The following is a 22,397-nucleotide window of genomic DNA, read 5'->3' as shown; positions in this document are numbered from 1 at the left end:
GTCATATGTCTTAAACTTCTTACAATAATGATTGGAATTGTGCGCAAGGGTTAACTGTTCGACTTTAGCGCCCGGGATATAAGAAAGTAGCTGATTGAAGATCGGCTGTCCGGTAAAAAATGTACTTTTGGGCATAAGTTCAAACTTTGGGTGTGGTAATTCAAAGTTAAACTTTACAGGGGCTATTTGCCCCTGTTTTTTTCTTTAATATGTTTACCGGACAACAGTGAGTTAAGAATCAGGAATCAAGACAAAATAAGCCTGAGGAAGATCAATCGGCTAAATTTTAGAGCCAGTTCCCTCACTGCCAACTTGCCCTATGGCAACAAATAACCCCTTACGTTGCTGCCTATTTCATTTTAACCGGGATATGATTTAAATTTGCTGCACAAAATTGAAAACGATATGTCATCAGTAGAAACTACTTTTGTTAAATACAAGGTAAAAGACCTTTCACTGGCCGAATGGGGCCGCAAGGAGATTGAACTGGCCGAGGCCGAAATGCCGGGCCTGATGGCTTTGCGCCAGGAGTATGGCCCCAGCCAGCCTTTAAAAGGCGCCCGTATTGCCGGCTGCCTGCACATGACCATCCAAACCGCCGTTTTAATTGAAACTTTAATTGAGCTTGGCGCCGAAGTTACCTGGTCGTCATGTAATATATTCTCAACCCAGGATCATGCCGCCGCTGCTATTGCTGCTGCCGGTACTTCTGTTTACGCCTGGAAAGGTATGAACGGCGAAGAGTTTGACTGGTGTATTGAGCAAACCCTGTGGTTTGGCGAAGACCGCAAACCATTAAACATGATATTGGACGATGGCGGCGATTTAACAAACATGGTTTTAGATCGTTTCCCTGAACTGATTGCTGATATCAAAGGTTTATCTGAAGAAACCACTACAGGTGTTCACCGTTTATACGAGCGTATGAAAGCCGGTACATTACCAATGCCTGCAATTAACGTTAATGACTCGGTTACCAAATCGAAATTTGATAACAAATATGGCTGCCGCGAATCATTAGTTGACGCCATCCGCCGTGCAACTGATGTAATGATGGCCAGTAAAGTAGCTGTTGTTTGCGGTTATGGCGACGTAGGTAAAGGTTCGGCAGATTCATTGCGTAACTCGGGTGTACGTGTTATTGTTACCGAAATTGACCCTATCTGCGCATTACAGGCAGCCATGGAAGGTTTCGAGGTTAAAAAATTGGGTACTGCTATTAAAGAGGCTGATATTGTTGTTACCGCCACAGGTAACAAAAACATCGTTCGCGAAGAGCACTTCCGCGCGTTGAAAGATAAAGCTATTGTTTGTAACATTGGTCACTTTGATAATGAGATTGACATGGCCTGGTTAAACGGCGCTTATGGCAACACCAAAATCGAAATTAAACCACAGGTTGATAAATATACCATTGATGGCAGCGATGTTATCGTTTTAGCAGAAGGTCGTTTGGTAAACTTAGGTTGCGCAACAGGCCACCCAAGCTTTGTAATGAGTAACTCGTTCACCAACCAAACTTTGGCTCAATTAGAGCTTTGGACCAACGGTGCTGCTTACAAAAACGAAGTTTACACTTTACCCAAACACCTTGACGAAAAAGTTGCCCGCTTACACCTTGCCAAAATTGGTGTTGAGCTGGAAGTTTTAGACCAGGACCAGGCCGATTACATTGGCGTAACAGTTGATGGTCCGTTTAAACCGGAATACTACCGCTACTAAGTCAAAATTAAAAATTCAAAAGTCAAAATTGAAAAGGCATGGTTTTAGGACTGTGCCTTTTTTGCGTTTCGACGAGCCTTGCCGGATTTATTCCCAGCGTGCGGTGGAAAATTGTTGTTGCTCTTGGTCATTTTCATTATTTTCGGTCATACATCTAAATCACCCATGAATATTCATCCTAACGCTATAGAGTTACTCAATAATTTTATCAAACAATCTAAATTTGATGGCGATCCTGATACCATTTTTATCGGACTTGCCGACCCAGAACTAAAACCACAATTTAACGTTTTGATAAACCAGGTAGCTGCTGATTTTATAACCACGGTTAACAGTAGCCCTACTGAAATCAAATTTTACAACAACATAGCAGCTGGCATCGCCAGGTTTGATGCTGAAATTGGATATATGGATACTGAAGATCATGAAATGGTATGCACCTACTTTGAAGATATCATGGACTGTGTAAATCTTGAAAGCTCCAATGGTTTACTGAATACATGGCTTTACGGCTTCAACCCAGCGGAGTAAAGAGGGTTTTTCGGGTGAAAAGTTAAATGCGAAAGCTGTAAGATGTTTGCATTGATATAAAAGGCATGGTTTTAGGACTGTGCCTTTTTTGTTTGAGCGCGGCACCTGCTAACGATCTTATTTTGCCTTCGTCACGCCACCTGTATATTAAATTTCCATCCTGAAACTTATATGCTAATTTTGATGACATAACGCCAACACTCATCAATCTGATATCATGCAATTCAAAAAAATCCAAATCAATTTAATTTTTCTCGTCGTTGCTTTTTGGTCAACGGCCGCATTAGCAACCGAAATAAAAATCGGCAATCCCAAAATGACCATGGTGCTCAATTATAGCGACAAGGCAAGTATCACCTCGCTGGTGGTTAATGGGCAAAAAGTAATAAGCAGTGCCGATGGTGTATTTACATCGGTGAATATAAATGGCATAACGTATTCATCCCTGCATTTAAAAAAAACGCCGGTATTGGTAAAAACCGGCAATGTTTGCAAGCTGACCAACATCAGTTATGGCGATAAAAGCTTTACCATAACCGAAAACTGGATTTTTACCATTAACGACAAAGTCATCAGGTGGACAATTGAACGAAGTTCAAACAAGCCATTACAGGTAAATGAATCTGCCGCGCCTGTATTTAATTTTGATAATATAAATATATGGGAAGGCGCCTACCAGGGCTACGGCGGGCTGGCCTGGTTTTACCTTTTTAACGAAAAACTGTGTACCTACGGCGTACACACCCGTTCATCTGATTTTTGGAACAGTAAAACCGGCAACGGTTTAAATATTACCGCGGCTGCTCCGGGCAAAAACGTGGCCATGAAATATAGCCGTACTGCCGATGACAAACTGGCCTACACCATAAGTGTAAGCAATAAGCAAATGGAGTTAAAGCAGGATAGCGATACTCAAAGGCGCAGGTTTTTAAGAGGACGCACCGATGTTTGGGCGCCATTTAGCCTTGCGGCTGGGGCAAGTAGCCAAAGCATTACCCTTAGCTATTTTAATTTTGACGAAAAGTATGGCCGGGGTAAATTTAATGGTGTTGATGGCGCCAAAGTTGGGGCGGTACTGAATACCATTGCCCGCATAGGGGTAATTGATTCGCTGCATTTTGGCGGCAACAGCTGGGCTACGCCGTATGGCCCCATTTGCCTGCACGAGCAATATATAGCGCAGCTTGGCCTGGCTATAAACGATGAGAAGTATTTAAAGGGCGATGAAACCTGCCTTGACTATTACCGCGATCACGCCATAAAACCCGATGGCAGGGTATTTTCGCGCTGGGCTTATAACAATGAGGATGCCGGCCCCAACCAGTTTAACAGCGACGGCTTTTACGAGGCCCAATGGGGCACCCTTATGGACTCGAACCCGGACCTGGTGACCAACATTGCCGAGCTGTATGATATGACGGGCGATAAAACCTGGGTTAAGGGGCACCAGCTATCCTGCGAAAAGGTTTTAGACTGGATACTGAAACGCGACGATAACAACAACGGGCTGGTTGAAATGATGAACGACAACCGTGCTCAAAAACGTAGCAGCGATTGGATTGATATTGTTTGGGCATCGTACGAAAACGCTTTTGTAAACGCCAAGCTTTACCACGCGCTGGTAAAATGGGCCGATATTGAGCAACAACTACATAACCAAGCCAAAGCAACTTACTATAAAAACTTTGCAGCTAAACTAAAAGAAAGCTTTAACAAGCCTACTACCGAAGGTGGTTTTTGGGACCAGGAAAAAGGCTGTTATGCTTATTGGATTGATAAGGATAAAAGTGTGCATGGCCGCAACATGGTAACGCCTGTAAATTTTATGGCCATTGCCTATGATATTTGCGATAACGATGCCCGCAAGCAAACCATACTGGATAATATTGAAACACAAATGCAGCAGGAAAAGCTTTTCTTTTGGCCGTTATGTATGACAACATACCTGCCGGGTGAGGCTAAGGATTCACAATATCCTTTCCCAAGTTATGAAAATGGCGACTTGTTTTTATCTTGGGGCTCCATAGCCGTAAAAGCTTATGCCGAATATAAACCAGCCCTTGCCCTTAAATATGTGCGCAACGTGCTGGAACAATATGGTAAAGATGGGTTGGCCTTTCAGCGTTATGGCAGGATAAAGCAAGATGGCCTTGGCGACGATATCCTGTCGGGTAACAGCCTGGCCATAGTGGGCTTGTACCAGGCCATTTATGGTATCAATCCTTTGTACAATCGTTTTTACCTCAATCCGCATATCACGCCCGAACTTGCCGGCACCGTTTTGAATTACAAGTTCAGGGATAAAAAGCTAACCATAAACCTCGACAATGATAACTATGCCGTTGCCGACGGAAAATTTAAGGTAACCGCCAAGCGAAGCTTCGGTTTTAATAGTACCAGCACCCAGTTATCATACTTTAATGGCGGCAGCCCGGCTGTTGCTTTGAATGCAGCTTCGGCAGGTAATTTAAGCATCGATATAAAAAACTGGGATGGCGATAAAATGGAATGGCATCAGCAGGCAGCCAAACCAGTTACCTATGTTTTACATCAATTAAACCCGAATACCGGTTATAAACTTGAAGTTAACGGGAAACAGGCCGAGGTTTTAAAAAGTGATGTAAACGGTGAATTAAAGATAGCCTATAAATCCGCCGCGGCTAATGAAGATATGATGCTTAGTAAGGTGAATTAATAAGACATCTTTAACGCAAAAAAAGCAGCGGAATTCCCCCCGCTGCTTTTTTCATTTATATCGCTTATTGTTATTTAACAGGGATAATATCTATAATAACAGTTCGGTTGTAAAACCGCTCTTCAACTAAATTATTTTCAAAAGGTGCGTTGCCCGCATCTTCGCCAAATCCTATGGTTTCGAATTTTACATTGGTTTTGCCGGCTTTAGTTAAGGCCTGCTCCAATGTGTGTTGCACATCCAGTGCGCGGGCTTTGGATAATTTCATGTTATGGTCTTCTTCGCCTATGTTATCGGTATGGCCATGGATAATAACTGTTGATCCATCAGCAATTGAAGCCGATACAACATCGGTTAAAAACTTATCATATGATACAATAGCGTTCGATCTGTCAAAATCATACAGGATGCTATAGCGTAAGCCTTTGGTTGGTGTTTCGTCCTGGCGTATCAAATGCACAGTGCTTTCTTTCCTTACAGGTATACCGGCGCGGGTTTCGCCCGTCATTACAATCTTGTAGTCTCCCGAAGGGTTGCTGCCTAAAATAGTTGTACCCGGAATGCTGGCCTGGTCATCAATAAATGGTCCGAAATGCTGAACGGCACCTTTATCATCGGTAACATCTACCGACCATGATTTAAGCAACTGTTTGGCACTATCGATATTTAAAATTACCTGGCTATCAAGCGGGTTGGCTTGTGTGGCGTTTATCTGAACAGGCTTCATCATATCGCCGCCTACCTCGGTCAATAATTCGGGCGAAGTGCTGGTAATGTCTACACGGCGATCGCCAGCGCGCAACAATACCAATTCTTTAGTGCCGCCTGGTTGTTCTGACGGAATAAGCGGCCTGTTACGGCCGGCAATGGTTATTCTTGATGCATCAACAGCATATTGGGTAACCAGGTATTGTTTAACAGCTTGAGCCAGTTCTTTACCATCTGCAGGGCCTTGGGCCGATGCACCGGTTAGCATAATTACAGCGCCTGGGTTTGATCTTAGTCGATCGCCCAAAATATTCAGGATGTTGTGGTAAACATTCAGCTGCCTTGCCGATCGGCCGGCCATGTTATCGGCCTGCTCGTTTTGCAGTTGCTGTTCCTTGAAAGTAATTGCCTGGTCTGTTGAAAGTGTAATATACCTGGCCGGTATCTGGGCTGATCCTTCATCAAAAAATACCGAATTACGCAAAGGCAGTGTTTCGCTCACCTGGCGTTTTAAAGGTACTGCTGTTGGTGCAGTTACTGTAAAAACAAATTCATGCATAGGTGCGGGTACGCTTGTTGTTGCTTTAGGGGCAATTTTTGAAGCTTTACCAAATTTAAGCGCTATACCGGCGCGTAACGTGGTAACCGACCAGCTTTCGATACTGCGCGGCTCCTGCCCAAAATAAGGATGAAAAGAAACGAATGGCGAGATGCTTACCTTGGTAGTGCTGCTTGCGGGCGAAACCATAATATCGTAACCGGCACCAACCTGGCCCGAGATGAGGGTTTTGTGCATTGCGCTTAACTGGCCATTTGTATTAGGTTGCCTAAGCTGGGTATACTCAAAATCTTTACTGATATTAAAGGCAACCCTTGGGCCGGCAAAAAAGTACAAGCCGGTTGAAGGCACCGTTAAACGCAGGCTTGGTTCAACAGCAATATAGCTGGTGTTGGTTTCTAAAGTAGCCGGGCAATTACAGGGGGCCACTACATCTTTAAATTTACCGCCGCGGCCATCATAAGCTACGTTAAGCATAACACCCAACACACTTGCCGGGCGGTATTCCATCAAAATAGACCCATAAGGGCGTACATCATGGCCCTTATGAAAAGCAGTAGGCGCTATTAATGAATTGTTTAGCCGCTGGGTGGTGCCATCGTAAAAGTTAAAATTGGCAGCGCCGGATACACCAAACCACCAGGTTGGTACAGTAGTGGTTTGTGCTTTAACCGTTATGCCGGCCATAACAACCAAACAGCAGATGATGGTTGTTTTAATTGTTTTATTGATTGGTAACATGAGATGTTTCTTTAAATATTTTGTTGATAGATAGTATTCAATCCCTAAAAAGGGATTGAATACTGTTGATACTGATGTTAGCTTATTGTGGTACGTTAACAGTGGTATTTACCATAGTAACCGAAGCTACCAGGGATATAGCCCTGCCATTTAATACCGTTTGTACCGCGTTGCCGGCTGTTGAGAAGGTGATGCCTGCACTGGATATGATAGTACCCGTCATGATACCGCCACCCGCGCCGTTAATTACAGCCGAGCTGCCTACATACCAGTAAACGTTTTTAGCGAGGCCGCCATTTTTCATGATAACACTCCTGGCACCAGCCGGACCTGCTGTACCTACGGTAAGGCCCGCAGCTGTCTGGAATATCCATACTGCGTTCGGATCGCCTTTGGCATCCAGTGTTAGGTCGCCATTGGTTACTTTGAAGGTACCGCTTGCGGCTTTATATACGCCGGGCGCTAAAGTTAAACCACCTAATTCGCCTGCGCCGGGGTCTATACCACCTGGTTTCGAGGCCGGGGATATACTATTGTAGGCAATGGTGGCGTCAAGCAATCCCTGTGTGGCAACTGCAAATGATGTGGCTGTTCCTGGTGCTGGTGGCGCTGTAAATATGCCGCCTTTTACGTTACCCTTATTTAACGGTGTTTCGGTATAAATATCGGCTGTCAGGCCATCATGGAAACCGGTAACCAGGGTTGATGCGGCGGTTGTGCCTATGGCTCCGTTATTGATTACCGTGTTTAAGCCCTGGTTGGTTACGCCTGCATTGCCGCCGAAAGCGCCAAATTTTGCAGCGTCGCCCAAAAGTGGAGGTATAATGATTACGTTGAGCGTAAAGTTGGCCGTTACGTGTTTGTTAGCACTCATAACAACGGTTAGCGGGTTATTGGTGCCTGTTGCATCGCCGCTCCACGAGGTAAAGGTATAGCCGGGGTTTGCCGTTGCCGTTGCATTTGCAGATGAACCTGCTGTGTATGCGCCTGACCCGGTTGTTGAGCCGCCTGCTGCCGGGCTTGATGTCAATACCAGTGCAAATTGCGATGCAGGTATGGCTTTAAAGTTGGCTACTAATTTCCGGTTGGCTGCAAGCACAAACTGGTAACTTGAACTTGTAGAGGCTACGTTGCCATTATCAGTCCAGTTTACAAAGGTAAAGCCGTTATTAGGATCGGCAGTTACGGTTACCGTGGTGCCGGCGTTGTATGCACCAGATCCGCTGGTTGTACCGCCAATAGCCGGGCTAGAGGTAAGCACTACCGCAAATTGCGATGCCGGTATCAATTTAAAGTTGGCCACCAAAGCCTTGTTCCCCGCCATGGTAAACTGGTAGCTGGAACTGGTTGAAACAATAACACCATTATCCGTCCAGTTGGTAAATATGTAACCTGTATTGGGTGTTGCACTAACGGTTACGGCAGATGCCTGTGCAAAGGTGCCTTCACCATCGGTAACACCGCCAAGGGTAGGGGTTGCTGTTAGCGTAACCTGCGGAATGGTGGTAAACGTCCAGGTGTAATCGCTCACCATTGCGGTACGCAAAGTGTCGGTTACTGCTGCCTTTATAGTGCCCGTATAAATAGCAAAAGGCAGCAGGGGCTGGGTTGGCGTAAAAGTAAATACGGTGCCATTGGTGGCGTTTGTTATAGTACCTGCAATAACAGTAGCGCCCTGTTGTATTATAAATGTTTTGTTGGTAATTGTTGAGGGTGCCATGCTGGTGTTAAAAGTTACCGATATTGCTTTGCTTAAAACAATGTCAACAGCTTTATCAGTTGGGTCGGTTGAAACCACAACCGGGCAGTCGCCCTTGATTTCGCCCTTATAATTATCTTTTTTACACCCTGGGGTTAAAATAGTAAGGAGTAAAAGCAGCGACAAGATTGCGCCGAAAGTTTTGGAATAACCGCTGCGCTGAGGCATGCAGATGACTTCCACTGGCATAGTAAATAGTTTTTTCATGAATATATTATTGAAAGATAAATTGTAAAGTCCCGGGGTCCTATTGGGTCAGATTGCAGGATGGTACAAACTTATGGCAACTTTGCAGCAGGCATGTTATATAACTTTTTGAATAAGTTATATAATTCACACATTAGCAAAGCTGCTTTGGTTTTGAAAATCAAAATGTTTAAACTGCGATGGCGTTAGGCCGGTAACTTTTTTAAACTGGGCAGATAGGTGCGCTACACTGCTATAATGGAGTTTCCACGAAATTTCGGTAAGGCTTAACTCGTCCTGCCATATCAACTGTTTTACCAGTTGAATTTTATTCATGATGATAAACTGTTCGATAGTGATGCCCTGTACTTCCGAGAATGTATTGGCCAGGTAAGTGTAATCACGGTTAAGCTTGGTACTCAGGTAATCGGAGAAATTGGTTTTTAACGGAATTTCTGAATGAAAAATCAAATCGGTAACTACCTGCTTTATTTTTTCAACCAGGATGTTTTTTTTGTTATCCATTAATACCAGGCCGTATTTTAATAAAGCGATGCCCGCTTGTTGAATTTGAGCCGTTACCACATCCCCTGTAACAATTACTCGTCCCTGGTCAACAGAAGTACATTTTAGCCCTGCCCTTCGCAATTCGAATTCGACGATAATTTTGCAGCGGCTGCTCACCATGTTTTTTATAAAGAGATTCATTGTGCCTCTGTATTACAAAACAAGTGCCCCCATAAGTTTTTTACCGTTTAAACGCTGTTTTAATAAAACCATCGCTAAATATTTTAAATAGATAGTGCCCGCCGGATACGAAAAAGGCACTAATACCAGCGTCGAACAATGGTGATTAAATTTGATAGTGGGCGCGATTGGTAAAACCGGAGGTTGTAATTTTATGGCAATAATGAGTACAATACAGGATTTTTTTAGTTGTTTAACGAAAAATTGGGCTTTTTTACACTTGCAGGTGGTGCACAGAAAAACTGTATTTGTACGTCCACTAAAACCATATAGTATCAATCGGCATCAGGTTTTAATCAAAACTCATCGCGATATCTTTAAATGTTTATAACGGCAATTTTACTGGGGTATTGGTTTGCCACATGGCAGTTTGAATTACAGATTGATTACCGTCAAATAATCGTGGCGCTCCCGAAAATAAAATCAACAAAATAATTGTGTTTTTGACACTTTTAAATTAATATTGACATCGGATTCACAGGGCGTGCAAATTGTCCCTGTCTGATACTAAACACCATTATAACCTGTATATTTTTAAAGAAAAGACTTATTACGTATGAACACCCTGAAATGCACGCGGCTTTTTTTAATTGTATTTTTAACAATACTTGGACATGTGTCGGGTGTTGTTGCTCAGTCAGCCGGCAACCAGCCGGCTAAAAAGGCCGCTAAAGCCGATGCGTATTCGGCGTATTTGTTTACCTACTTTACGGGCGGCAAAAAAGGCGAAGCTATCCGCTTTGCCTTAAGTACCGATGGTTATCATTACCGGGCCCTTAACAACAACCTGCCTGTTTTAAGTTCGGCGGTAATAAGTACAACCGGGGGAGTGCGCGATCCGCATATCCTGAGAGGGGCCGACGGGAAAACATTTTATATGGTGGCTACGGATATGAATACCGAACAGTACGGATGGGGCCCGGATACGGCTATGGTACTGATGCAATCGACCGATTTAATTAACTGGACATCGCACACGGTTGTTGTGCCGCAGGTATTTAAGGAGTTTGAAGGTGTGAACCGGGTGTGGGCCCCCCAAACTATTTACGACCCTAAGCTGAACAAGTACATGATATATTGGTCGATGCGCTTTGGCAACGGGCCCGACAAAATTTATTACGCCTATGCCAACAAAGATTTTTCGGGATTGGAAACCTTGCCCAAACAACTATTTTTCAAACCCGACAACGGAGCCTGTATCGATGGGGATATTGTTTATAAAGACGGTAAATATCACCTGTTTTTTAAAACAGAAGGTTCGGGGGCAGGAATTAAAATTGCCGTATCGGATAAACTGACCGAAGGTTATGTGTTGATAGATAAATATATACAGCAAACCAAATCGCCGGTAGAAGGCGCCGGTACTTTTAAGCTGAATAATAGCAATACCTATATACTGATGTATGACAGGTATACCGAAGGTAAATACCAGTTTACCCGCACTACCGACCTGGAACATTTTACTGCTATTGATAACGAGGTAACCATGAATTTTCACCCACGACACGGTACGGTTATGCCCATAACAGCGCGGGAAGCTGCCCGCTTAACCGCCAAATGGGCAAGCACAGATGATGTGATGCTGTCGCCCCGTTCGGGCCAGGTGAAAAAGATTAACATTGTGCTAGATTCTGCCACTCACACCCTTACGCTGCCGGTATTGCCCGGCACCGGTTTAAAGGCATTTAATCCGGCGTTCAACGCATTGCCCGGCATTGCAGTAATACCCACTGCGGCGCAAAACTTTACCAAAGGCCCGGTAAAATATAGAGTGACCATCAATGGAAAAAAACCTGAAACGTATAGCGTACAAGTACAGGAAAACCACAACCCCGTAATTGAAGGTTACTATGCCGACCCGGAGATATTGTATGCCGAAAAAACGGGCAAGTTTTATTTGTACCCAACCAGCGATGGTTTTGACGGCTGGAGCGGCAACTATTTTAAAGCCTTTTCATCGGCTAACCTGGTTAACTGGAAAGATGAGGGTGTGATACTTGATTTACCCAAAGATGTAAGCTGGGCAAAACGGAATGCCTGGGCGCCCTGCATTATCGAAAAAAAGATAAACGGCGGCTATAAATATTTCTACTATTTTGCTGCCGCGCAAAAAATTGGCGTAGCTGTGGCAAATGACCCGGCTGGTCCGTTTGTTGATTCGGGTAAACCACTCCTTGATAGTTTGCCCGCAGGTGTAAAAGGCGGCCAGCAAATAGATGCCGATGTTTTTACCGACCCGCAAACAGGCAAAAGTTATTTGTACTGGGGCAACGGTTACATGGCCTGCGCCGAGTTGAATGACGATATGATCTCATTAAAAACCGGTACCACAAAAATATTAACACCCGACAAGCATTATAACGAAGGTACTTATGTAGCTTACCGGAAAGGCATCTATTATTTTATGTGGTCGCAAAATGATACGCGTAGCCCCGATTACACCGTGCATTATGGAACATCCAATTCGCCCCTTGGGCCAATAACGGTGCCGGCAAACAATGTGGTAATTGCCAAAAATGCTAAAGAAGGCATTTACGGAACCGGGCATAATTCGGTTATACAGATCCCCGGCCGCGATGAATGGTATATTGTATACCACCGTTTTAATTATCCCAAAGGTATTACCATGGGCGATGCCGCCGGTTACAACCGCGAAGTTTGTATAGACAAGCTGGAGTTCAATAATGATGGCAGTATAAAGGAGGTAATCCCTACTCATAAAGGTATAAAGCCTGTTGTAATGGACAAGTAGATGCGCTTCTGTTGGTGTGAGGTTATTGCAGATCTGTGACTTTTTTTCCTGGGCAGAAATAAATACATTTAATTATGATTTACAAGGCTTTAAAGCATCGATTCCGAGCGGAAACCATTACACTATTGTTTTTAATATCACCATTGTTTCTGCACGCTCAAAACAATGGTGATATTAAACCTTTAACTGCTGATAATGTAAAAATCACTTCTAAAATTCTTAACGAAGATCGTAAGGTTTATATCTATGTTCCGCCTGCGGATTCTACAAATCCTGCAAAACGTTACCCGGTATTGTATTTAATGGATGGCGAGAGCCATTTTAGTATGATAGCCGAACTTTGCAGGTACCTTAGCCGCTGGGACGTAAATGTGATTCCCGAAATGATTGTTGTGGGCATACCCAATACCAACCGAACAAGGGACCTTACACCAACACATAGTATTATCGATTATTATGGAAAACCTGATACCAGTTTTACATCGTGGCTGAAACCAAGCGGAGGTAACAACAAGTTTCTGCAATTTATCGGGGATGAATTGATGCCTTATGTCGATTTACATTACAAAACCCAGCCTTTTAAAATATTGGCGGGGCACTCCTTTGGAGGAATCGCGGCTATCAATTGTTTACTGAACAAGCCGGATATGTTTAATGCCTTTGTTGCTGTAAGCCCTTCTTTTTGGTGGGACCGGGAGTATTTATTAAAACTGGCAGATGAAAAGCTGAAAAAGGGATCAACTTATAATAAAATTCTTTTTTACAGTGATGCCAGTGAGGGTGTTGCGGATAAAAGCACATTTCATATCAACCTGCTAAAATTTGATTCGCTTATCGTAAGAAATCAAATTAAAGGTTTAAGCCATAAATATGTCTATTATCCAGACGATATACATATGACAGAACCAGTAAAGGCTTATTATGATGCGTTGCGTTTTATATACCTGGAATGGAATCTGCCCCCGCTTGATCCTAAAATGGTTAATTCCGCCGTCATTATGAAACATTACCATGAGCTGTCATTACGATATGGCTACACTATTTTACCAAATGAGGTAAATATTAATGATTGGGCCTCTTATTTAATGAAGAATGGCGAAACATTAGATAACGCTATAAGCCTGTTTGAAATGAACACCGTCAATTTTCCTTCTTCCTATAAGGCATTTGGCAGTCTGGGAGATGCTTATGCAAAAAAAGGACAGAAACAAAAAGCGACTGCCTGTTATAAAAAAGCAATTGAGCTAAACCCAGCCGCTACGAATATCGAAGACAAACTGAAAAGCCTGTAGCGGAACTATAACGCCGCTTTTAAACCATTTGAATATAGGGGGCATTCTGGCCCGAGTTATGGGTGTACGCTGTGCTTTAAGGGCAATTCCACATGTGTAGTTATCTCTTATGCATGCACATGTATTTTACACAGTATTGCGCGCTTTTGGTACAACCAGCAAATGGAATATTAATTTTACGTAGCTAAATTTCAGCATATTTAGCTACGTAAGATTAATTAGAAGTGGGAAGGTTTGAGTCATCTACGCCTTCCCATAATTAGTGGCCAATCATAAGCGGAACCTTTTGCTACAAAGCTTATTGCCTCAAATCTGGCGGCTACCTGTTTTCAAGCCAGCTTAAAAAGCCGCTTGTTTTTTCTTTGCCTATCAGCAGCTTATCCGGGCTGGGTATTACAAGTTTCACAAAAAGTTTCCTCGAAAAATAGTGCTCTACCTCTTTAACTGCGGTAAAGTTGATGAGGTATTGTCTGTTGAGCCTGAAAAATTGTTTAGCCGAAAGTAACTCCTGCACCTGGTCTAACGATTGGGTGATGGCGTACTCCTGCTGCTGAAACGTCATGATGGTTGGCGTATCATTACGGATATAAATAAAGGCTATCTGTTCGGTTTGTATGGTGCTGTATTTATTGTTTTTAAAAACCAGGAAACTCTTTTTCCCCTCATCAATACCAATCCTTTTTAATAGTATATCCAGATTGGGCTGGGCATGCTGCTGAAAAAAGTTTTTTAAATTATCAACCTTTTCAAACGCTTCCTGCAGCTCGTCTTTTGAAAAGGGTTTTAATAAATAATCAATACCATTTGCCTTTATGGCATCCATGGCATATTCGCCGTAGGCGGTGCAAAAAACAACAGGGCAGTTTATTTTAACCGATTTAAATATCTCAAAGCACAGGCCATCAGATAATTGGATATCCATAAAGATAAGATCGGGCTGTGCTGTTTGGGTAAGATAATCTATTGCGCTTTCAATACTTTGCAATTTTGCCACGATATTGGCCGCAGGCCTTAGTTTTAAAATAAGATCGGCAAGTGATTTTGCCGCTTTAAGCTCGTCTTCAATGATGATAATATTCATGAGATGACCGGAAGTTTGATAGTGAATAAAGTTTCGCTGGCTTCAATACTAATGGTTTTATTAAGCAGGTGAATATAACGCTGGTTGATGTTTTCGAGCCCCATGCCCGTCGAGGCTTCGGGTGTTCTTTTAAGCTGAACCTCGTTTTCAACAGCAATATAGCTATCTGCTGAATACAGGCGGATTTGCAGGGGGCGTGTTACCGATACTACATTGTGCTTTATACAGTTTTCTACCAGGAGCTGCAAGGTAAAAGGAGGGATAAGTGATTGATAGTAATCGGGATTGATATTAACCGAAAGATGGATGCCATCTTCAAACCGGGCTTTTAATAAAAACACGTAAGCATCAAGTATTTCCAGTTCATCGGCAAGTTTTATTAGGTCGAGCTTGCGGCTTTCGAGGGTAAAGCGGTAAAAATTCGAAAGCTTCAAAATAAAATCTACCGAATGCTCATCGTTGCTCTCCACCATATATTTTAACGTATTCAAACTGTTAAATAAAAAGTGTGGGTTTACCTGCTGCTTAAGTAATTCATATTGTGCACCCAGGTTGTCTGATTTGGTACGCTCCAGTTCGATACCCACCTGCTGGTTTTGATAGCTTTGGTAGGCCATGTTTAAAAACATATAAAACATAATGTTCACCAGGATACCCCTTACCTCGAACATGAGCATTACCGGGCCAAAATTGAGTCGCGAGAGTAAAAACTGTTGTATACAAGCTAAAATAAACATTACCGCTATCCCCCAAAACAAGCCTTTAACCAAACGCAGTACCGAAAACCCGTTGGCAACATCGCGCGAGGTGTATGCCGGCAGCGTAACAATATTATAATACCATATAAAAACCGCAAACAGAAAAGTTACCGTTGAATCTACAAGCGCCTCGTAAGGGTTAAAATGATGCTCGGCAATTTTAGGAACCGAAGTAAGCACGCCCAGGAAAAACGAGCTTAACCAGATTATTTTGTTAGATATTTTAAATGTTGTTTTATTCATGTTGGCAAACTAAATGTAGCACTTTAACATATACAGCTCTTTTATGAAGCGATATGCTATACTCCCTGTAAGCAAGCGCATCATCCCGCTAAGGTAAAATATAATGCACATTGATGCCGCATGCAAAATAGCCCAAATAGCCAATATTGTACGCGGCATAGGCATTTTGCCACCCCGCGCAGGCATGCAAAAGCAATGCCTTTATTGCACCTGCTGTCGTCCTTTTCAGCGCTTTGTAAAGCCTTGCTGCTAACAAAGGTTTTGATGGCTTGGACCGTAAATCCATCGGCTGGCTGGTTCGGCGTTCTATTTAACCAACTCGCCCGGAATTATGCCTAATCCGGCTGGTTTTAACTAAAGGGCGGCGCGGTTTGAGGATAGGTTTGCATAAAAAATAACAAGTATCATGAAATCATTAAAAGTTTTAGCACTAATTATGGGCTTTATCATCAGTGCCCTGTCGGTTTACGCCCTGATGGGTGGCGGCAAAATACCCGCAAAAAAAGATATAGCAAAAGCAGGCGGAAAAGGTTTTGTTGTATTGGAGTTATTTACCTCCGAAGGTTGCTCAAGCTGCCCGCCGGCCGATGAGTTACTGGTGAAAATACAACAGGAAACACAGGGTAAAGCGGTTTATCTGCTGGTCTATCACGTTGACTATTGGAACCGTCTGGGCTGGAAAGATATTTTCAGCAACGCTGGTTTTTCGGCCAGGCAACGGCAATATGGGCAATGGCTTGGCGGTACACAAATTTATACGCCACAGGTTATCGTAAACGGCAAAGCCGAACATGTAGGGTCGGATGAGGCTGCACTTAATAGTGCCATTGCCGATGGACTGGCAACCAACCCGGCGGCCACAGTTATACTCCGGGCGCAACAGGACGGCAGTAAACTGAAACTGCAATACCAAACTACAGGGGCGCCTGATGGCAGCAATATATTGGTTGCCCTTGTACAAAAGAACGCCCAAAATAAGGTAGAACGTGGCGAAAATGCAGGCCGCGTACTATCGCACATTCAAATAGTACGCAAAATACAAACAGAGCAGCTAAGCAACAACGGCGCAGGCAGCACCACTATTGACTTGCCTGAAAATTTTAGCGCGCAAAGCTGGGAAGTGCTATGCCTGGTGCAAAATCAAAACAGCGGCGAAATTTTAGCGGCCTCAAAAGCCGACCTCAAATAAGCATCATGAACAAGCCCGGCAAATACAAACAAAACAGGCTGATTGCGGGGTTGGTGTCGCTGCTGTCTTTATCATTATTGGCAGGTGCTCCTTTTGAACGGAATCCGCAGGATTGTCAAATGGTGAGCATCACTATAAAAAAGAAAAAGGATACCAGCCAGCCGCAGCCGGCTTAAAGGGCATCAGGCCATAAATTCATAAGCGAACAATTTCATCAAATCAAACAACAATATCATGAACAATTTAAGCACATCAAAAACATCAAAAATTATTTATTGGGTAGGGGTTGTACTGTTGTCACTGCTTTTTTAGCAAGCGGCTATTTCGAGATTACCAAAAATCCGCTCACTTATACCAAAACATTAAAAATGGGTTATCCCCCATATTTTATTACCCTGTTAGGGATCTCGAAAATTCTTGGCATAACCGTGCTCCTTGTACCCCATAAGTTACGGGGGCTTAAAGACTGGGTTTTCGCAGGCCTTGTTTTCGATGTCATCTTTGCGTTTGCATCGGGGTACGCCATCAGTAACAACGCCGATCTTATTAAATCAGCGACAGCCTTTGTGGTTATCATTATTACTTACATACAGTTCCGCAAGCTTAATTCACATAAAACGCAGCTAATCGTAGCCGGAAACTGAGACCATCCCGGCTTTTAAAATGACTAACTCAAAGCCAAATCTGTCCACCTCCCTGTTTAATGGTCGTTAAAAAATCAAAGTGGGGGTACTTTTGACTCAACAAAAAAACAATTTTAAAAATAAAACAATGGAAAATAATCAAGCAAGCGGTTCAGCAACAACCACCGCAGCAGTATCTCAAAACGTATTATACACCGGTAAAACCCATACCACAGGTGGCCGCGATGGAGGCTCGTCAAGGAGCGCCGATGGTAATCTCAATATTAAACTGTCTATCCCGGGCAGCGAAGCAATTGGTACCAATCCTGAGCAGTTGTTTGCTGCAGGCTGGTCGGCTTGTTTTATCGGCGCCATGAAAATTGCTGCCGGCCAAATGAAAGTCAGAATCCCCGCCGATGTAGCTGTTGATGCCGAAGTTGACTTATGTAACACCGATGGCGCGTACTTTTTACAGGCCCGCCTTAACGTAAGCCTGCCAGGTTTATCAACAGAAGTTGCCCGGGCACTGGTAGATGCCGCACACCAAACATGCCCGTACTCTAAACTTACCAGGGGCAATATCAACGTGCAAATTAACTTAATCTAATAACACCGTTTCACTGCCTGGGTCGCCGTTAAACGCGGGCCCGGGCAGCGAAAGGATAACAATTAATAATATGTCGCAAAATCTCAAATTTGATCGCCGCCGCTTTTTAAGTGCTGCCGCTATTTCGCTTGCTGCCGGCCCGCTTGCTATGCTTGGTTCTGCAAATGCAAAAGCCAGCCCTGCGCATGCGACCAATAAAGCTAAACAGGCCGGTGCCTCATTTGGCACAATAAAACAAATTGACGCAGGACTATTAAACGTTGGATATGCCGAAGCTGGCCCGGCCAATGGCCCTGTGGTGATTTTGCTGCATGGCTGGCCTTATGATATCCATAGTTTTGCAGATGTTGCCCCGCTGCTGGCAGCAAAAGGTTACCGGGTTATTGTACCGCACCTGCGCGGCCATGGTACAACGCGCTTCCTGTCGGCTACAACATTCCGTAACGGGCAACAGGCGGCCGTGGCTTTGGATATTATTGCTTTAATGGATGCACTGCATATTAGTAAGGCGATATTTGGCGGGTACGATTGGGGAGCACGCACTGCAGGCATCATTGCTGCCCTTTGGCCCAACCGCTGCAAGGCCATTGTATCGGTAAATGGGTACCTCATTAATAACCTTGAACGTAACAAGTTGCCATTGCCGCCAAAAGCCGAATGGGGATGGTGGTATCAGTATTATTTTGCTACCGAACGCGGCCACGCCGGTTACCAGGCCAACAGGCACGATTTTAACAAACTCATCTGGAAAAACGTTTCGCCTAAGTGGGACTTTGATGATGCCACTTTTGAGCGCACAGCCGTATCTTTCAGCAACCCCGACTATGTGAACATTGTAATACATAACTACCGCTGGCGTTTAAGCCTTGCCGATGGCGAGGCGCGATATAATGATATTGAAAAGCTGCTTGCCCAAAGCCCGGTTATTACCGTACCCGCCATTACATTGGATGGCGACTCTGACGGTGTTGCCCCTGCCACTGATGGTGCCTCATATGCCAAAAAATTCTCGGGGAAACATACGCATCGCATTATCAAAGGCGCGGGCCATAATCTGCCCCAGGAGGCCCCGCAGGCTTTTGCAGATGCCATTGTTGAGGTTGATGGTTATTGAGGCTGACTTGACTTTTAACTTAATATCATGGCGTACGCCCCGATAAAATGGGGGCGCCAGGCTATCCGTTCATACTACACAGGCATTAGGCGCGAGGCCGGTATCCGTTTCTATCCTTTACGCGAGCTGCGGGTATGCAAAAACACCGGATGAAATTAAACATCCGGGTGTTGCACATGCATTACTTTGCATGGCGTTTACCTATCAGCGGGCCACAAGTCTGGACCTTGCGGCAGCAACAACGCTTGCGGTAGCTGGAGGCCAGCTTGCGATTTGAAATTGGCTTTGCATAGCGTATACCTATCAGCGAGGCACACGCGACACGCGTGCGCCAGCTTGGAGGGAAATGGCTGCAAAGATTGCTGACGTTTTAGGTGTTTCGCTTGATTACCTGGTAGGCAAAACGGATGTAGAACTTGATCAATCCATCCTGGACAAAGTCGTTTCTAATAAAAAACTCCCTGATGAGGATAAAAGCCACATCATGTATTCTATTGACGGCCTTATTCAACATGCCAAAACAAGATTGGCTTATAAATAACAAAGCCCGGCATCACGGCCAGGCTCTGTTTATTTTACAACATTACTTTTTCTAATCCAACTGTAGCTATAAACTACATGCATAGCCGTTCGAAGTCAGAGACATTCGAACAGCGTTAGACTACGGACAACTGAGAGGATAATCTGGATTACCAATCTTGCCAGCTTGAATCTTTATTATCTCGCCACAGACCTTGACCGACTATCAAATTTAAAATTGGCTTTAACGTACCGTCAATTCCTAAGATTGTTCCTAATGGTACTATCCTTATATCCTCTTTTTCTACATCTGGCCCCGGCCCTGAAAACATTTCCCATACATGGTCTTCCCATTTAGCCACTTCGGTTATTGTTTTGCCTTTTAAAGCATTAAGATCAGTTATTACATAAGAATTTTTAGGCGCATCAATATTCCAATCCATATATAGCCATTTCCAAACAGGGTCATTTGTAATCAATACATCTGACATTAGTGGTGTGTCCAATGTTCTTTCTATAGGAATAATTTGATAAGCCACAATTTCATCTACACTATAATAATCATAAACCCCTAACATCAATTTTTTACACCAAGATGAATCTACAGTAGCTAAATAAGAAACGTCGTTGTCAGATAATGAAAACTGAGAATTAACTGTAGATCCAGATTGTAGTTTTTGATATATATGTTCAAATATAAATTCATTCTCCTTTATAGATTTAAATCCTCCTGCAATAATCAATTCAAAACCGAACCTTTCGGATAATCCTATTGAATAAGAAAAATTTGGATTTTGCCCACCATTGACTAACGTAACATGATAGCCATTTTTTTCAATATTTTTTCTTATGAGGTCTAAAAATTCCGTATTTGTCATTATTCGTTAATTACTGTGTAAATATGTATGACAACCTATGCAAACAGGAACTGTTTTGGTGCCGCCATCTGCATGTCTATCTGGATAATGATGTGACCTTGTATCTTCTGCTTTTGTTTCATTACCACAATTAGCGCACTTATTGTCATTATCTTCTCTTTCTTTTGCTTTTTCTTTGCCTGAAGGAACTCTTTGTTTCGCTCTTTGTGAAGGAGGGACTGTTCCTTTGCCAGTTGGAGATTTTTCAAGTTTTCCTGCTGTACCTCTTTCTGTTGTATTAGATTCTGGGTTAGTTTTAGACTTATTAGAATCAGTTTTTGGGCTGCTATTAGGAGTCGAGGAAGTAGATGGCTCGCTACTGGCGCTCTGCGAAGAATATCTTGCTGAAGTTGCATGATGAACAACAACTGTCGTTACCACGGCAGCGGCAGCAAAATAAACCACGCCCGATTCTACAGCCCATATAGCAAGCGGTATCAAAAATACAAACTTCCCATCAGGATCAGTCGCGTTAATTGGATTATTCCAAGCATAGGCAAAAGGCGACTTATTAATTTGATCGGGATGATCCGCCAACGGATCCACACTCGTCCACCTCCCAATCACCGGATCATAGAACCTTGCGCCGTAATCGTAAAGTCCCGTTTCCTCCTGTAACTCCTTATGATTATAAAGGTACTGATTTTTTGGACTTGGCGTAGTACCTTGTAAACTTTGTATGGCATACCCAAAAGCATAATAATCGCTCCGTTGCGAGTTCAGCGGCGTCATCTGGGTAGCGTCTGATGCGTTCCAGGTTGTGGTAATCCTGGTATCACCCAAATGATCCTTTAAATCATACTCGTACTTGTATACGGATCCGCTTTTCCGCGCCCGGCCTTCTTCTGTCGAGATAAAATCAAGCACCGGGGTTGCGGTAGAATATTGATACTGGATGCCAGCGATGTATTCTGTAACAGTGGTTATGCCGCTATTCGTTGATAGTTTCCTGAGTTTTCGGCCTGTGGCATCATAAATATAGGCTATTGATATCCCTGATTTGGTTACCGTTTGCGGCAGATTCAGCATATTATACGCCTGCGTAAGCCCACGGTTCAGGTCGGTAAGCTGGCTGCCATTGCCGTCATAAGTGTACTCGCCCGCCTGGCTTACCGCATTGTTAAACCCTGCTGTGGTACCGGCATCATCAATCCTGTCAACCTTATTACCACTTACATAGATATAATTCAGGTTGTCTATCAATTGCGCTGCTGCTCCGTTTTTGTCATAACGTTTCAGCGTCTGGATATTGCCCATATTGTCATATACCAGGGTTTCACTGTAAAAACCGTCGTTTGCTGCCGAAGTGGTCGATATCGCATCCGTTAGCCTGTTCAGCTTATCGTAAGTATAGTTATAGGTGAGCGCAGGCAGGGTGGCCCCCGATAATGCCCCGGTCAGGGTCTTCACACTGCCGATGTTGCCATTATACTGAGGCGTTGCCGCATCGTCATACTTTAAATCCATGCCGAACTGGTCGTTCAGGTCGGTACTGGTCAGGGGGTCGTTGGTCAGGCTTCCATTATTGATATTGGTAAGCCAACCTCTGGCATTGTATCTATAGTTTACGTTTTGCAAAAAGCTGGTGCCGTTAATCGAGTGTAGTCCTTTTTGCTTCAGCTGCCCTATTTCATTATAAACGCTCTGCGAAACC

Annotated in this window: 21 protein-coding genes; 12 read left to right on the top strand and 9 right to left on the bottom strand. The window is 43.7% G+C overall.

Going from position 1 to position 22,397, the window contains the following annotated elements; all coding sequences use genetic code 11:
- On the bottom strand, nt 1-135 hold a 135-nt coding region (locus tag AC1DV1_RS29530; protein WP_477357647.1), incomplete at its 3' end, for a DUF4372 domain-containing protein.
- 270 nt (nt 136-405) lie between these two features.
- Here AC1DV1_RS29530 and ahcY point away from each other — a divergent pair.
- The 3 genes from ahcY (at nt 406) to AC1DV1_RS29515 (ending at nt 4,948) form a co-directional block, all read left to right on the top strand.
- Entirely contained in the window at nt 406-1,722 is a 1,317-nt protein-coding gene (gene ahcY, locus AC1DV1_RS29525; RefSeq protein ID WP_477367755.1) for an adenosylhomocysteinase, read from the top strand.
- A gap of 165 nt (nt 1,723-1,887) precedes the next feature.
- Nucleotides 1,888-2,253, top strand: a complete 366-nt coding sequence (locus tag AC1DV1_RS29520; RefSeq protein WP_477367752.1) for a DUF4844 domain-containing protein — start codon at nt 1,888-1,890, stop codon at nt 2,251-2,253.
- A gap of 217 nt (nt 2,254-2,470) precedes the next feature.
- Nucleotides 2,471-4,948: an alpha-L-rhamnosidase-related protein gene (locus AC1DV1_RS29515; protein ID WP_477367749.1), complete on the top strand. Its 2,478-nt coding sequence runs from the start codon at nt 2,471-2,473 to the stop codon at nt 4,946-4,948.
- A 70-nt stretch (nt 4,949-5,018) separates the two neighbouring features.
- Here the strand turns inward: AC1DV1_RS29515 and AC1DV1_RS29510 are convergent, their stop codons facing one another.
- The 3 genes from AC1DV1_RS29510 to AC1DV1_RS29500 all read right to left on the bottom strand — a co-directional run bounded on the left by AC1DV1_RS29510 (nt 5,019) and on the right by AC1DV1_RS29500 (nt 9,609).
- Nucleotides 5,019-6,956, bottom strand: coding sequence for an OmpA family protein (locus AC1DV1_RS29510; RefSeq protein WP_477367746.1), 1,938 nt, complete (start codon nt 6,954-6,956; stop codon nt 5,019-5,021).
- A gap of 82 nt (nt 6,957-7,038) precedes the next feature.
- Nucleotides 7,039-8,922: an ice-binding family protein gene (locus AC1DV1_RS29505; RefSeq protein WP_477367743.1), complete on the bottom strand. Its 1,884-nt coding sequence runs from the start codon at nt 8,920-8,922 to the stop codon at nt 7,039-7,041.
- Nucleotides 8,923-9,048: 126 nt separating this feature from the next.
- Nucleotides 9,049-9,609 (bottom strand): helix-turn-helix domain-containing protein, encoded by a 561-nt coding sequence (locus AC1DV1_RS29500; protein WP_477367740.1) that lies wholly within the window; start codon nt 9,607-9,609, stop codon nt 9,049-9,051.
- Between the two features lie 595 nt (nt 9,610-10,204).
- Between AC1DV1_RS29500 and AC1DV1_RS29495 the strand changes: the two genes are divergently transcribed.
- Together AC1DV1_RS29495 and AC1DV1_RS29490 are read left to right on the top strand one after the other, a co-directional pair.
- Nucleotides 10,205-12,400 (top strand): glycoside hydrolase family 43 protein, encoded by a 2,196-nt coding sequence (locus tag AC1DV1_RS29495; RefSeq protein ID WP_477367737.1) that lies wholly within the window; start codon nt 10,205-10,207, stop codon nt 12,398-12,400.
- A 125-nt stretch (nt 12,401-12,525) separates the two neighbouring features.
- On the top strand, nt 12,526-13,692 hold the full coding sequence (locus AC1DV1_RS29490) for an alpha/beta hydrolase-fold protein (protein WP_477367734.1): 1,167 nt from the start codon (nt 12,526-12,528) through the stop codon (nt 13,690-13,692).
- A gap of 319 nt (nt 13,693-14,011) precedes the next feature.
- Here the strand turns inward: AC1DV1_RS29490 and AC1DV1_RS29485 are convergent, their stop codons facing one another.
- The 3 genes from AC1DV1_RS29485 to AC1DV1_RS29475 all read right to left on the bottom strand — a co-directional run bounded on the left by AC1DV1_RS29485 (nt 14,012) and on the right by AC1DV1_RS29475 (nt 16,060).
- Nucleotides 14,012-14,773: a LytR/AlgR family response regulator transcription factor gene (locus AC1DV1_RS29485; RefSeq protein ID WP_477367732.1), complete on the bottom strand. Its 762-nt coding sequence runs from the start codon at nt 14,771-14,773 to the stop codon at nt 14,012-14,014.
- On the bottom strand, nt 14,770-15,774 hold the full coding sequence (locus AC1DV1_RS29480; protein ID WP_477367729.1) for a sensor histidine kinase: 1,005 nt from the start codon (nt 15,772-15,774) through the stop codon (nt 14,770-14,772). Before AC1DV1_RS29480 ends, AC1DV1_RS29485 begins: the two co-directional genes overlap by 4 nt.
- A gap of 88 nt (nt 15,775-15,862) precedes the next feature.
- A complete protein-coding gene (locus AC1DV1_RS29475) occupies nt 15,863-16,060 on the bottom strand; it encodes a hypothetical protein (protein WP_477367726.1) in 198 nt (65 codons plus the stop codon).
- Between the two features lie 120 nt (nt 16,061-16,180).
- Here AC1DV1_RS29475 and AC1DV1_RS29470 point away from each other — a divergent pair, with 120 nt between their 5' ends.
- From AC1DV1_RS29470 to AC1DV1_RS29440, 7 genes are all read left to right on the top strand, one after another.
- A complete protein-coding gene (locus tag AC1DV1_RS29470; RefSeq protein WP_477367723.1) occupies nt 16,181-16,963 on the top strand; it encodes a DUF1223 domain-containing protein in 783 nt (260 codons plus the stop codon).
- Between the two features lie 5 nt (nt 16,964-16,968).
- Nucleotides 16,969-17,139, top strand: a complete 171-nt coding sequence (locus AC1DV1_RS29465; protein ID WP_477367720.1) for a hypothetical protein — start codon at nt 16,969-16,971, stop codon at nt 17,137-17,139.
- Between the two features lie 99 nt (nt 17,140-17,238).
- Nucleotides 17,239-17,607, top strand: a complete 369-nt coding sequence (locus AC1DV1_RS29460; protein ID WP_477367717.1) for a DoxX family protein — start codon at nt 17,239-17,241, stop codon at nt 17,605-17,607.
- Nucleotides 17,608-17,734: 127 nt separating this feature from the next.
- Nucleotides 17,735-18,193: an organic hydroperoxide resistance protein gene (locus AC1DV1_RS29455; RefSeq protein ID WP_477367713.1), complete on the top strand. Its 459-nt coding sequence runs from the start codon at nt 17,735-17,737 to the stop codon at nt 18,191-18,193.
- 70 nt (nt 18,194-18,263) lie between these two features.
- Nucleotides 18,264-19,307: an alpha/beta fold hydrolase gene (locus AC1DV1_RS29450; RefSeq protein WP_477367709.1), complete on the top strand. Its 1,044-nt coding sequence runs from the start codon at nt 18,264-18,266 to the stop codon at nt 19,305-19,307.
- 27 nt (nt 19,308-19,334) lie between these two features.
- A complete protein-coding gene (locus AC1DV1_RS29445; RefSeq protein ID WP_477367706.1) occupies nt 19,335-19,460 on the top strand; it encodes a hypothetical protein in 126 nt (41 codons plus the stop codon).
- A 193-nt stretch (nt 19,461-19,653) separates the two neighbouring features.
- A complete protein-coding gene (locus tag AC1DV1_RS29440; protein WP_477367703.1) occupies nt 19,654-19,848 on the top strand; it encodes a hypothetical protein in 195 nt (64 codons plus the stop codon).
- A 148-nt stretch (nt 19,849-19,996) separates the two neighbouring features.
- On the opposite strand, the gene AC1DV1_RS29435 is transcribed toward AC1DV1_RS29440, so the two are convergent.
- Both AC1DV1_RS29435 and AC1DV1_RS29430 read right to left on the bottom strand, forming a co-directional pair.
- On the bottom strand, nt 19,997-20,704 hold the full coding sequence (locus AC1DV1_RS29435) for a DUF4262 domain-containing protein (RefSeq protein ID WP_477367700.1): 708 nt from the start codon (nt 20,702-20,704) through the stop codon (nt 19,997-19,999).
- A gap of 6 nt (nt 20,705-20,710) precedes the next feature.
- Nucleotides 20,711-22,397: RHS repeat-associated core domain-containing protein (locus AC1DV1_RS29430; RefSeq protein WP_477367697.1), on the bottom strand; the 1,687-nt coding region annotated here is incomplete at its 5' end.

The organism is Mucilaginibacter sp. P4_D1, assembly GCF_056401935.1.
Note: the sequence above shows the minus strand (reverse complement) of the source record. Positions and strands in the feature narration are given on the sequence as shown.